A 13,120-nucleotide genomic window follows, 5' to 3' on the forward strand; every position below is an offset into this window, starting at 1 on the left:
CGACGTCACTTCCCCGTCGCCGGAGGGCCACTTCCCCTTCAGAGCGGGCGGGGACCAAGCGGTACGTGCGGCATCCCCCAGCCAGCGGCCGGGGCCCCACCTGCCGCCCAGCCCATCGGAAGGCACATGAGCGAGCGTAGCGAGCGAATCAGGAAGAGGTGCGCGCTCTGCTTCGGCAGGCGGGCCGAGCGCGGCGAGGCCGTCGCATGAGCAGCAACACTCGCCACGTACCCGTCATGCTCCAGCGGTGTCTGGACCTGCTCGCCCCCGCGCTCGCCGAGCCCGGTGCGGTCGTCGTCGACTGCACGCTCGGCCTCGGAGGGCACAGCGAGGCACTGCTGTCCACCTTCCCGGCGGCCCGGCTGATCGCCCTCGACCGTGACCCGTCCGCCCTGAAGCTGGCGGGCGAACGGCTCGCCCCGTACGGAGACCGCGCCACCCTGGTGCACGCCGTCTACGACGAGCTCCCCGAGGTCCTCGACCGGCTCGGGACCCCCCGCGTCCAGGGTGTGCTGTTCGACCTCGGTGTCTCCTCCATGCAGCTCGACGAGGCCGACCGCGGTTTCGCGTACGCGCAGGACGCCCCGCTGGACATGCGGATGGACCAGTCGACCGGTATCAGCGCCGCGGATGTCCTCAATACGTACGCGCCCGGTGAGCTGGTCCGGATCCTGCGCTCCTACGGGGAGGAGAAGCAGGCCAAGCGGATCGTCGAGGCCGTCGTCCGGGAGCGCGCCAAGGAGCCGTTCACCAACAGCGCGCGGCTGGTCGAGCTGATCCGTGACGCGCTGCCGCAGGCCGCCAAGCGCACCGGCGGCAACCCCGCCAAGCGCACCTTCCAGGCGCTGCGCATCGAGGTCAACGGGGAGCTGACGAGCGTGGAGCGGGCCATCCCGGCGGCCGTGCAGGCGCTGGCGGTCGGCGGCCGGATCGCCGTACTCGCCTATCACTCCCTGGAGGACCGCCTGGTCAAGCAGGTCTTCGCGGCCGGCGCGGCCAATACGGCGCCCCCCGGCCTGCCGGTGGTCCCCGAGCGCTACCAGCCCCGGCTCAAGCTACTGACCCGCGGCGCCGAACTCCCCACGGAGGAGGAGATCGCCGAGAACCGCCGGGCCGCCCCCGCCCGGCTGCGCGGCGCGGAGCGCATCCGCGAGAACGTCGAGGACACCGCATGAAAGGCCAGGGGCCGCGCGGCAGACAGAAACGCCTCGCCGCGCTGTTCCCCTCCGGCGCCGGTGCCCGCGGCACCGCGGCGCGCACACCCTTCGTGCTGCTCATCGTCGTCCTCCTCGGCTCCGGCCTGATCACCCTGCTGCTGCTCAACTCCGCCCTCAACCAAGGGTCGTTCGAGCTCAGCAAACTGGAGAAGCAGACCGACGAGCTGACGGATGAGCAGCAGGCGCTGCAGCAGGAGGTGGACGCCTACTCCGCCCCGGGCGCGCTGGAGCGGCGCGCCCGGAAGCTGGGGATGGTGCCCGGCGGCACCCCGGTGTTCCTGCTCCCGGACGGCACGGTCCGCGGCCGCCCGAGCGTCGCCGGGCCGGAGGGGGCGCCGCTGAGCAGCTCCGCCACACCGTCGCCGGCGGGCGCGGCCGCCCGTACCGCACTGCCCCGCCCGGCGGCGCCACCGGTCCCGGCGCTGGCCGGTGTACTGGGCCCGGACAGCGCACCGGGCACGGCGGCCAAACCGGCCGCCCAGGCCCCCCTGAACTCGTCCGCCTCGCGCGCCTCCACCGCACCCGCGCCCGGCACCGCGGCCGGCCCCTCCCCGACGACCTCCGGCAGGTGAACGCGGTATGACCGAGCCCAGGGACCCCCGCCGGGTGCCGCGCCCCGCCCAGCGCGGCGGCCGGGCAGGCGGCGGGGCCGGCCGTCCGCCCGCCGCCAAGCGCCCCGCACCCCGGCCCGGCTCCCGGCCAGGACCGCCCCGGCAGGGCACCCGCCCCGTACGCCCCCGCTCCGGGCCCCCGGCACTGCGGCTCGGCAGTCCGCGGCCGCGGCTGCGGCTGGTCTCCCTCGGGCTGACGCTGATCATGCTGATCTTCGTCGTACGGCTCTTCCAGGTGCAGGCCGTGGACGCCGGGGCGTTCGCCGCCAAGGCCAACGAGAACCGCTATGTACCGGTCAAGCTGGCCGCCGAGCGCGGTGCGATCACCGACCGCAACGGCGTGGACCTGGCCACCACCGTCGACGCGTACGACATCACCGCCGACCCAAGCCTGCTGGCGCGCGACAAGACCAGGATCGACGACGCCCCACAGCGGGCCGCCGCGCTGCTCGCCCCGATTCTCGGCGCGGACAAGGCCACCCTGGCCAAGAAGCTCGACCGCCCCGAGGCGCGCTACGCCCTGCTCGCCCGGCAGCAGTCCCCGCAGGTCTGGAAGAAGATCAAGGACCTGCGCACCACCCTCGACGACCGGGCGGCCGCCGCCCCCAAGAACGCGCCCCGCCCCAACGTCCTTGTCGGGATCTTCGCCGACAAACACAGCAAGCGCCTCTACCCCAACAAGAACCTCGCCGCCGGTGTGCTCGGCTTCGTCAACGGCGCCGGCAAAGGCGGCGGCGGGCTGGAGGCGCGCCTGGACAAGCAGCTGGCAGGCAAGGACGGCAAGCTCGTCTACGCCCAGTCCGGCGGCCGCCGGGTGCCCACCGCCGACACCCAGGAGCACCCCGCCGTCCCCGGCAGTGACGTGGAGCTGACCCTCGACCGCGACATCCAGTGGGCGGCCCAGCAGGCCATCACCGACCAGGTCGCCAAATCCGGGGCCGACCGCGGCTATGTCGTCGTCCAGGACACCCGTACCGGGGAGATCCTGGCGCTCGCCAATGCGCCCGGGTTCGACCCCAATGACGTGTCGAAGGCCGATCCGGAAGCACTGGGCAACGCCGCGCTGTCCGACGCCTTCGAGCCGGGGTCGACCAGCAAGGTGATGTCGATGGCCGCCGTCCTGGAGGAGGGCGCCGCCACCCCGGCCACCCGGGTCACCGTGCCCAACCGGCTGCACCGGGGCGACCGGCTCTTCGCCGACGACGTCGACCACGAGACCTGGCATCTGACGCTCAACGGTGTGCTCGCCAAGTCCAGCAACATCGGCACGATCCTCGCGACCGGCCAGCTCGGCAGGACCCAGCCCCAGGCCAACCAGGTCCTCTACTCCTATCTGCGCAAGTTCGGGATCGGCCGGCCGACCGGGCTCGGCTTCCCCGGGGAGACCGACGGCATCCTGGCCAAGCCGCAGGACTGGAACACCTCGCAGCAGTTCACCATCCCGTTCGGCCAGGGGCTGTCCCTCAACGCCGTACAGGCCGCCTCCGTCTACTCCACGATCGCCAACGGGGGCCGGCGCATCGCCCCCACACTGGTCCGCGGCAGCACCGGGCCCGACGGCCACTACGTACGGGCGCCACAGCCCGCCAAGACCAGGGTGGTCAGCCCGAAGACCGCGGCCACCCTGGCCACCATGCTCGAATCCGTGGTGGACGACGAGGAGGGCACCGGGGCGAAGGCGAAGATCGACGGCTACCGCGTCGGCGGCAAGACCGGCACGTCCAACCGGGTGGACCCCAGGACCGGCCGCTACCACGGCTACACCGCCTCCTTCGCCGGCTTCGCCCCCGCCGACAAACCCCGCATCACGGTCTACTGCGCCGTCCAGAACCCGACGACGGGCAGCTACTTCGGCGGCCAGGTCTGCGGCCCGATCTACCAGCAGGTCATGGCCTTCGCGCTGAAAACCCTCCAGGTCCCGCCGACCGGCGCCAAGCCCCCACGGCTGCCGGTCACCTTCACGCCAGGCCAATGAAATCGAGGCAATTCCGCCGTGACGACCATCACCCCCGACGGCACCCCCGACGGCACCCCCGTTCCCGGAAACTGCTCCTCCCCACGGCCCTCACTTCGCCCCGGGCCGGTGGTGCCCGGTACGCTCACCGCCGTGTCACACGCTGATCAGTCCCCGAAAGCCCAGCACGCCGAGAAGGGCGGGTCCGGTACGTATCCGGGCGCCCCGCGCCCTGAACGGGTCCGCCCCACCCCCCTGGCGGACCTCGCCGAGCAGCTGGGAAGCCCGGCCCCGGAAGCCGGCCGTCCCGGAGCCGCCGATGCCGCGCAGCCCGTGATGGTCACCGGCATCACCCATGACTCCCGGGCGGTCCGCCCCGGTGACGTCTACGCGGCGCTGCCCGGCGCCCGGCTGCACGGTGCCGACTTCGTCGCCCAGGCCGCCGACCTGGGCGCCGCGGCGGTGCTGACCGACCCGTCGGGCGCCGAGCGTGCCGCCGCGACCGGCCTGCCGGTCCTGGTCGTCGACAACCCGCGCGCACGGATGGGCGCGCTGGCCGTCTCCATCTACGGCGCGCCGGGGGAGGACCTCCTCCAGATCGGCATCACCGGCACCTCCGGCAAGACCACCACCGCCTACCTCATCGAGGGCGGGCTGCGGGCAGCCGCCGCGCAGCGCCCCGAAGAGGGGGGCCTGCGCGAAGCGCAGACCGATCAGGGCGGTGGCGGGCGACGGGCGGGCCTCACCGGCCTGATCGGCACCGTCGAGACCCGTATCGGCGACGAGCGCATCAAGTCCGAGCGCACCACCCCCGAGGCCACCGACCTCCAGGCGCTGTTCGCGGTGATGCGCGAGCGAGGCGTCCGCGCGGTCGCCATGGAGGTCTCCAGCCACGCCCTGGTCCTCGGCCGGGTCGACGGCTGCGTCTTCGACGTCGCGATCTTCAACAACCTCAGCCCGGAGCACATGGAGTTCCACTCCGGCATGGAGGACTACTTCCAGGCCAAGGCCCAGCTCTTCACCAAGGCCCGCAGCCGCGCCGGTGTCGTCAACCTCGACGACGAGTACGGCAGGCGGCTGGCCGAGGGCGAGTCCGAGGTCCCGGTCACCACCTTCTCCGCGGAGGGCCACCCCGACGCCGACTGGCGGGCCTCCGACGTCGAGGTCGGCACCCTCGGCTCGACCTTCACCGTGCACGGCCCGGACGGCGTCACCCTGCGCGCCGCCTCCCCGATCGCCGGCCCGTTCAACGTCGCCAACGCGCTCGCCGCGATCGTCTCGCTGGTCGTCGCCGGTATCGACCCGCAGACCGCGGCCGACGGGGTCGCCGCGGTGCCCGGTGTCCCCGGCCGCCTGGAGCGCATCGACGCCGGACAGCCGTATCTGGCGGTGGTCGACTACGCGCACAAGACGGACGCTGTCGAATCGGTTCTGCGCGCGCTGCGCAAGGTCACCGAGGGCAAGCTGCACGCCGTCCTCGGCTGCGGCGGCGACCGTGACCCGCACAAGCGCGCCCCGATGGGTGCCGCGGTGGCCCGGCTCGCCGACACGGCCGTACTGACCTCCGACAACCCGCGCGGCGAGGACCCCCTCGCGATCCTCGCCACCATGCTCGCGGGCGCCGCGGAGGTCCCCATTCATGAACGCGGCACGGTGCTCGTCGAAGAAGAGCGCGCCGCCGCCATCGCCGCCGCCGTCGCCCGCGCCGAGCCCGGGGACACCGTGATCGTCGCGGGCAAGGGCCACGAGCAGGGCCAGGACATCGCCGGAGTGGTCCGCCCCTTCGACGACCGCCAGGTGCTGCGCGGTGCCATCGAGGACTCGTTGAAGTCACCGCAGTCGCAGCAGTCACCGCAGCCGAACCACCAGGGATGACACACCGCCATGCGCGCACAACCCCGTTACCGTCACCGCCCGCCCTGTGCCGGGGGTGACCTGTGATCTCCCTGTCGCTCGCCGAGATCGCGAGCATCGTCGGAGGGCAGCAGCACGACATACCGGACGACGGCCGCCGGGTGACCGGACCGGTCGTGGCGGACTCCCGGGCGGTGGGCCCCGGCGCGCTGTTCGTGGCCTTCGCCGGTGATCGCGTCGACGGCCACGACTTCGCCAAGGGCGCCGTGGAGGCCGGTGCGGTGGCCGTTCTGGCCGCCCGCCCGCTCGGCGTCCCCGCGATCGTCGTCGACGACGTGGTCGCCGCCCTCGGTGCGCTCGCCCGCGCCGTGGTCGCCCGTCTGGGCACCACCGTCGTGGGCCTCACCGGCTCGGCCGGCAAGACCAGCACCAAGGACCTGATCGCCCAGCTGCTGCAGCGCCACGGCCCGACGGTCTGGCCCGAGGGAAACCTCAACAACGAGATCGGGCTGCCGCTGACCGCCCTGAGGGCCGATGAGACCACCCGCCATCTCGTCCTGGAGATGGGCGCCCGCGGCGTCGGCCACATCCGCTACCTCGCCGGGCTGACCCCGCCGAGGATCGGTGTGGTGCTGAACGTCGGCAGCGCGCACATCGGCGAGTTCGGCGGCCGTGAGCAGATCGCCCTGGCCAAGGGTGAACTCGTCGAGGCGCTGCCCCCGGCCGAGGACGGCGGGATCGCGGTGCTCAACGCCGATGACCCGTACGTCCGCAGCATGGTTCCGCGCACCCGGGCCCGCACGATCCTGTTCGGTGAGGCCGAGGAGGCCGCCGTACGTGCCGAGAATGTCCGGCTCACGGATCTTGGTCAGCCCGCCTTTACGCTTCGCACACCCTCCGGGTGCAGCGATGTGACCATGCGGCTGTACGGTGAGCACCACGTGTCGAACGCGCTCGCCGCGGCCGCCGTAGCCCATGAGTTGGGCATGCCCGCAGACGAGATCGCCACCGCGCTCTCCGAAGCCGGCACGCTCTCCCGCTGGCGTATGGAGGTCACCGAGCGCGCGGACGGCGTGCGGATCGTCAACGACGCCTACAACGCGAATCCCGAGTCCATGCGAGCGGCGCTGCGTGCGCTGGTCGCGATGGGCGCAGCCGGCAAGGCGACGGGCGCTCGTACGTGGGCGGTGCTCGGTGAGATGGCTGAGCTCGGCGAGGAGTCACTCGCCGAACACGACGCGGTCGGACGGCTGGCCGTCCGGCTCAACGTCAGCAAGCTCGTGGCAGTCGGCGGCAGGGAAGCGGCCTGGCTCGACATGGGCGCCAAGAACGAGGGTTCGTGGGGTGAGGAGTCGGTGCACGTGTCCGACACGCGGGCAGCGGTCGACCTGTTGCGCAGCGAGCTGCGGCCGGGAGATGTCGTGCTGGTGAAGGCGTCCAGGTCGGTGGGGCTGGAGCGGGTCGCCGCAGCTTTGCTGGATGACGGCATGCCAGGCGCCGCGGGCGCCGAGGGCGGAGCCGCGTCCCGATGAACTCGATGAAGCAGATCCTCTTCTCCGGAATGATCGGGCTCTTCCTGACCTTGATCGGCACCCCGCTGCTGATCAAGCTGCTGGCCAAGAAGGGGTACGGGCAGTTCATCCGCGATGACGGCCCGCGGACCCACGGCAGCAAGAAGGGCACGCCCACCATGGGCGGTATCTCCTTCATCCTGGCCACGATCATCGCCTACGCCGTGACGAAGGTGATCACCTCCAGCGATCCGACCTTCTCGGGCGTACTGGTGCTGTTCCTGTTCGCGGGCATGGGCCTGGTCGGCTTTCTCGACGACTACATCAAGATCGTCAAGCAGCGTTCGCTGGGCCTGCGGGCCAAGGCGAAGATGGCCGGCCAGCTGATCGTCGGTATCGCCTTCGCGGTGCTCTCGCTGCAGTTCGCCGATCTGCGCGGGCAGACCCCGGCGTCCGACCGGCTCTCCTTCACCCAGGACTTCGGCTGGCAGATCGGCCCGGTGATCTTCGTGATCTGGGCGCTGTTCATGATCCTGGCGATGTCCAACGGCGTGAACCTCACCGACGGCCTCGACGGCCTCGCCACCGGCGCCTCGGTGATGGTCTTCGGCGCGTACACCTTCATCGGCATCTGGCAGCACCAGGAGTCGTGCGCCAACCAGATCACCGCCGGGCCGGGCTGTTACGAGGTCCGCGATCCGCTCGACCTCGCGGTGGTGGCCTCCGCGCTGATGGGCGCCTGCTTCGGCTTCCTGTGGTGGAACACCTCGCCCGCCAAGATCTTCATGGGTGACACCGGCTCGCTGGCCCTGGGCGGTGCGCTCGCCGGTCTGGCCATCTGCTCCCGTACGGAGCTGCTGCTGGCCATCCTCGGCGGTCTCTTCGTCCTGATCACGATGTCCGTGGTGATCCAGGTCGGCTCGTTCCGGCTGACCGGCAAGCGGGTCTTCCGGATGGCGCCACTCCAGCACCACTTCGAACTCAAGGGGTGGTCCGAAGTCCTTGTGGTGGTGCGGTTCTGGATCATCCAGGGCATGTGCGTCATCGTGGGACTCGGCATCTTCTACGGCGGCTGGCAGGCAGCAAAGTGACCACCCAGGGCCCGGCGGACTTCGCCGGTCAGCACCTCACCGTCGCCGGCCTGGGCGTGAGCGGCATCAGTGCCGCCCGCGCGCTGGCCGGCCTCGGCGCCCATGTCACCGTCGTGGACGGCGGCGACGGCGACAAGCAGCGCGCCGCGGCGCGGGAACTGACGGCGGAGGGGATCACCGTCCGCCTCGGCGACGGCGACACCCTCCCCGAGGGGACAGAGCTCGTCGTCACCTCGCCCGGCTGGAAGCCGGACAGCCCGCTGTTCGCGGCGGCCGCGGCGGCGGGCGTCGATGTCGTCGGCGATGTGGAGATCGCCTGGCGGCTGCGCGGACCCGGCGCCGCGGCCTGGCTCGGGATCACCGGCACCAACGGCAAGACCACCACCGTGCGGATGCTGGCCTCGATCCTGGCCGCCGAGGGACTGCGCACCCTGGCCGTCGGCAACATCGGCACCCCGATCATCGATGTCGTCCTGGGGCAGGGCAAGGACGGCGAGCCCCCCTACGACGTGCTCGCCGTCGAGCTCTCCAGCTACCAGCTGCACTGGGCGCCCTCCGTACGGGCGCACTCCGCGGCCGTCCTCAACCTCGCCCCCGACCACCTCGACTGGCACGGCTCCATGGAGGCGTACGCCGCCGACAAGGGCCGGATCTACGAGGGCAACACCGTCGCCTGCGTCTACAACGCGGCCGACAAGGCCACCGAGGACCTGGTGCGCGAGGCGGACGTCGAGGAGGGCTGCCGCGCCATCGGCTTCACCCTCGGCACCCCCGGCCCCTCCCAACTCGGCGTCGTCGACGGCATCCTCGTCGACCGCGCCTTCGTGGAGAACCGGCAGAAGCAGGCCCAGGAGCTCGCCGAGGTCTCCGATATCGCCCCCGGCTCCGGGACCCCCGCCCCGCACAACATCGCCAACGCCCTCGCGGCGGCGGCGCTGGCCCGTGCCTTCGGCGTCCGCCCGGCAGCCGTACGCGACGGACTGCGCGCCTTCCACCCGGACGCGCACCGCATCCAGATCGTCGCGGAGCGCGACGGCGTCACCTATATCGACGACTCCAAGGCCACCAACACCCACGCCGCCGAGGCGTCGTTGGCGGCCTACGAGCACATCGTGTGGATCGCCGGCGGCCTCGCCAAGGGCGCGACCTTCGACGAGCTGGTGCAGAAGTCGGCGGCCCGGCTCCGCGGGGCGGTGCTGATCGGCGCCGATCGGGCGCTGATCCGGGAAGCCCTGGCGCGACACGCCCCCGATGTGCCGGTGGTCGACCTCGACCGGACCGACACTGGGGCGATGTCCGAGGCGGTCCGGGAAGCGGCCCGGCTGGCCGAGCCCGGCGACACCGTCCTGCTGGCCCCGGCCTGTGCCTCGATGGACATGTTCGTCAATTACAACAAGCGGGGCGATGCCTTCGCCGAAGCGGTCGGTGACCTGACCGCACGGGATCACTAGACCGTTTCTCCCCGCTGTCGCCGAGCGCCGGCGGCGAGCGCACCTGTGGAGGGGACGAGGATGACGGCCCGATCGGCGAAGCCGGCCACGCCGCGTCCGGCGCGCCGGCCCTCCACGGCGCGCAGACCGCGCGGGGGCCGCACCCCGGGCGGCCCCCGGGGGCTCCACATCCGGCTGAGACGGGCCTGGGACCGCCCGCTGACCGCGTACTACCTGATCCTCGGCGGCAGCCTGCTGATCACCGTCCTGGGGCTGGTGATGGTCTACTCGGCGTCCCAGATCAAGGCGCTGCAGTCCGGTCTCGCCCCGACGTTCTTCTTCCGCAAGCAGCTGCTGGCCGCCGTCCTCGGCGGCGGGCTGCTGCTGGCCGCCTCCCGGATGACGGTACGGCTGCACCGCGGGCTGGCCTATCCGCTGCTCGCCGTCTCGGTCTTCCTGATGTGCCTGGTGCAGATTCCGGGCATAGGGGTCGCGGTCAACGGAAACCAGAACTGGATCAGCCTCGGCGGACCTTTCCAGATGCAACCGAGCGAGTTCGCCAAGCTCGCGCTGGTGCTGTGGGGCGCCGATCTGCTGGCCCGCAAACAGGACAAAAGGCTGCTGGTGCAGTGGAAGCATCTGCTGGTGCCGCTGATCCCGGTGGCGTTCCTGCTGCTCGGGCTGATCATGCTCGGCGGTGACATGGGGACCGCGATCATTCTCACGGCGATCCTCTTCGGCCTGCTGTGGCTGGCCGGGGCGCCGACCAGGCTGTTCGTGGGGGTGCTGGGCGCCGCCACCCTGATCGGGGCGCTGCTGATCAAGACCAGCGCCAACCGGATGTCCCGGCTGGCCTGCATCGGAGCGACCGATCCGGGGCCCGGTGATCAGTGCTGGCAGGCCGTGCACGGCATCTATGCCCTGGCGTCCGGCGGATTCTTCGGTTCCGGCCTGGGCGCGAGTATGGAAAAATGGGGTGAACTCCCGGAACCGCACACCGACTTCATCTTCGCCATCACCGGGGAGGAACTGGGTCTGGCGGGGACGCTGTCGGTCCTCGCCCTCTTCGCGGCTCTAGGCTATGCGGGTATCCGCGTGGCCGGACGCACGGAGGACCCCTTCGTACGGTACGCAGCGGGAGGCGTGACCACCTGGATCACGGCCCAGGCCGTGATCAACATCGGTGCGGTGCTCGGCCTGTTGCCGATCGCCGGAGTCCCGCTCCCGCTGTTCTCCTACGGAGGCTCCGCCCTGCTGCCGACGATGTTCGCCATCGGACTCTTGATCGCCTTCGCGCGTGACGAGCCCGCTGCACGGGCGGCGTTGGCCATGCGGCAGCCGGTCTTCGGCAGGAGGCAGGCTGGGGTGAGATGGAAGACGATGAGACGGCGCGTCAAGAAGCGGCCGTCCGGAGAGCGGTGAATTTCGGTGCATGTCGTACTCGCCGGTGGGGGGACCGCCGGCCACATCGAGCCCGCGCTCGCCCTCGCGGACGCACTGCGGAGGCAGGACCCCACCGTGGGGATCACGGCACTCGGTACGGAAAAGGGCCTGGAGACCCGGCTCGTCCCCGAGCGCGGCTATGAGCTGGGACTCATCCCGGCCGTACCGCTGCCGCGCAAGCCCACCCCCGAACTGATCACCGTCCCCGGGCGGCTGCGCGGCACGATCAAGGCCGCCGAGCAGATCCTGGAGCGCACGAAGGCGGACTGTGTCGTCGGCTTCGGCGGCTATGTGGCGCTGCCCGGCTATCTGGCCGCCAAGCGGCTGGGGGTGCCGATCATCGTCCATGAGGCCAATGCCCGCCCCGGCCTGGCCAACAAGATCGGCTCGCGGTACGCCAAGTTCGTCGCGGTCAGCACCCCGGACAGCAAGCTGCGCGGTGCCCGCTACGTCGGCATCCCGCTGCGCCGCACCATCGCCACCCTGGACCGCGCCGCGGTCCGCCCCGAGGCGCGGGCCGCCTTCGGTCTCGACCCCAACCTCCCGACCCTGCTGGTGTCCGGTGGTTCCCAGGGCGCCCGTCGGCTGAACGAGGTCACCCAGGCCGCCGTTCCGGCCCTGCAGCGCGCCGGGATCCAGGTGCTGCACGCGGTCGGCCCGAAGAACGAACTGCCGCACGCGAACAACATGCCCGGGATGCCCCCCTATGTCCCGGTACCGTACGTGGACCGGATGGATCTCGCGTACGCCGCGGCCGACATGATGCTCTGCCGCGCGGGCGCGATGACCGTCGCCGAGTTGTCCGCCGTCGGGCTGCCGGCCGCGTTCGTCCCGCTGCCCATCGGCAACGGCGAGCAGCGGCTCAACGCCCAGCCGCTGGTCAACGCCGGCGGGGGCCTGCTGGTCGACGACGCCCAGCTGACCCCGGACTGGGTGCAGAACAGCGTGCTCCCGGTCCTGGCCGATCCGCACCGGCTGTACGAGATGTCGCGCGCGGCCTCCGAGTTCGGCCGCCGGGACGCCGATGAGCTGTTGGTCGGCATGGTGTACGAGGCGATCGCGCAGCACAACAAGTAGCGCACGAGAGAAGGCAGGGAGCGTGGCCGGACCGGCAACCGCCCGTCGAGGCGAGAAGAAGTCACCGTCCGGCCCGCCCTCCGCCGCGGCGCCCCCGGGGCGAAGATTCCGGTGGCAGCGCCTTCCCTTTCGCGCGCCGAGCCGCCGCGGTCTGATCATCATCCTGGTCGTCGCGGTGCTGCTCGGCGCGTTCGGCGTCTGGGCCCTCTACGCCTCGAACTGGCTCCGGGTGGAGCGCGTCAGCACCACCGGCACCAAGGTGCTGACACCGCACGAGGTCGTCGCCGCGGCGGACGCCCCGATGAACGCGCCGCTGGCCTCCGTGGATACGGACGCGCTGGACCGCCGGCTGCGCGCACGGCTGCCGCGCATCAAGACCGTGGACGTCGAGCGGTCCTGGCCGAACACAATCAGCCTGAAGGTGACCGAAAGGGTGCCGGAACTGCTGCTGCGATCGGGCGGAAAGTTTGTCGAAGTGGACGCCGAGGGCGTCCGGTTCGCCACCGTCCGCACGGCCCCCCGGGGCGTTCCGCTTCTGGAAATGGCCGTATCCGACTCCCCGAGTCTGCACCGGTTCGGAATCGACCGGTTGCGGCGCGCCGCGGTCAAGGTCGCCCAGGACCTGCCCACCGTCGTACGCAAGGACGTACGGAAGGTCCGCGTTCGGTCCTACGACGCCATCACCCTCGAACTGACCGGCGACCGCACGGTCGCGTGGGGCAGCCGCGAACAGGGCGCCGAGAAGGCAAAGGTGCTGACCGCGCTGCTGAAAGCGGCACATGACGGGCGCCACTTCGACATCTCGGTGCCCAGTGCCCCTGCCGTATCAGGGAGTTGACGTCCGCAGCCGCAGGCCAGCACCCTGGATGGCTACGACTATGGGTGATCACATAGGGTGAAAAGAAAAACGGGAGGTTCGGCGTGTTCGTTGA

10 protein-coding genes are annotated in these 13,120 nt (G+C 71.5%); all 10 read left to right on the forward strand.

The window, feature by feature from the left end:
* Positions 1-206: 206 nt before the first annotated feature.
* The 10 genes from rsmH to STRTU_RS26600 all read left to right on the forward strand — a co-directional run bounded on the left by rsmH (position 207) and on the right by STRTU_RS26600 (position 13,026).
* Entirely contained in the window at positions 207-1,175 is a 969-nt protein-coding gene (gene rsmH / locus STRTU_RS26555; protein WP_159746544.1) for a 16S rRNA (cytosine(1402)-N(4))-methyltransferase RsmH, read from the forward strand.
* Positions 1,172-1,789 (forward strand): cell division protein FtsL, encoded by a 618-nt coding sequence (gene ftsL, locus STRTU_RS26560; RefSeq protein WP_159746545.1) that lies wholly within the window; start codon positions 1,172-1,174, stop codon positions 1,787-1,789. Before rsmH ends, ftsL begins: the two co-directional genes overlap by 4 nt.
* Positions 1,790-1,796: 7 nt before the next feature.
* Positions 1,797-3,803, forward strand: coding sequence for a peptidoglycan D,D-transpeptidase FtsI family protein (locus STRTU_RS26565; protein ID WP_159746546.1), 2,007 nt, complete (start codon positions 1,797-1,799; stop codon positions 3,801-3,803).
* A gap of 18 nt (positions 3,804-3,821) precedes the next feature.
* On the forward strand, positions 3,822-5,657 hold the full coding sequence (locus STRTU_RS26570) for a Mur ligase family protein (protein ID WP_371873660.1): 1,836 nt from the start codon (positions 3,822-3,824) through the stop codon (positions 5,655-5,657).
* A gap of 62 nt (positions 5,658-5,719) precedes the next feature.
* Positions 5,720-7,168 (forward strand): UDP-N-acetylmuramoyl-tripeptide--D-alanyl-D-alanine ligase, encoded by a 1,449-nt coding sequence (locus tag STRTU_RS26575; RefSeq protein ID WP_159746547.1) that lies wholly within the window; start codon positions 5,720-5,722, stop codon positions 7,166-7,168.
* Positions 7,169-7,173: 5 nt separating this feature from the next.
* Positions 7,174-8,238 carry a phospho-N-acetylmuramoyl-pentapeptide-transferase gene (gene mraY / locus STRTU_RS26580; protein ID WP_042162194.1) on the forward strand — a complete coding sequence of 355 codons (1,065 nt, stop codon included), beginning with the start codon at positions 7,174-7,176 and terminating at the stop codon, positions 8,236-8,238.
* Positions 8,235-9,689, forward strand: a complete 1,455-nt coding sequence (murD, locus tag STRTU_RS26585) for a UDP-N-acetylmuramoyl-L-alanine--D-glutamate ligase (protein WP_159746548.1) — start codon at positions 8,235-8,237, stop codon at positions 9,687-9,689. Before mraY ends, murD begins: the two co-directional genes overlap by 4 nt.
* A gap of 60 nt (positions 9,690-9,749) precedes the next feature.
* The gene (gene ftsW / locus STRTU_RS26590) at positions 9,750-11,090 is read left to right on the forward strand and encodes a putative lipid II flippase FtsW (RefSeq protein ID WP_159746549.1); all 1,341 of its coding nucleotides are present in this window, start codon (positions 9,750-9,752) and stop codon (positions 11,088-11,090) included.
* 6 nt (positions 11,091-11,096) lie between these two features.
* Positions 11,097-12,188, forward strand: a complete 1,092-nt coding sequence (gene murG / locus STRTU_RS26595) for an undecaprenyldiphospho-muramoylpentapeptide beta-N-acetylglucosaminyltransferase (RefSeq protein WP_159746550.1) — start codon at positions 11,097-11,099, stop codon at positions 12,186-12,188.
* Between the two features lie 22 nt (positions 12,189-12,210).
* A complete protein-coding gene (locus tag STRTU_RS26600; RefSeq protein ID WP_167539205.1) occupies positions 12,211-13,026 on the forward strand; it encodes a cell division protein FtsQ/DivIB in 816 nt (271 codons plus the stop codon).
* Positions 13,027-13,120: the final 94 nt, after the last annotated feature.

The sequence above is a fragment of the Streptomyces tubercidicus genome (assembly GCF_027497495.1).
GTDB lineage: Bacteria > Actinomycetota > Actinomycetes > Streptomycetales > Streptomycetaceae > Streptomyces > Streptomyces tubercidicus.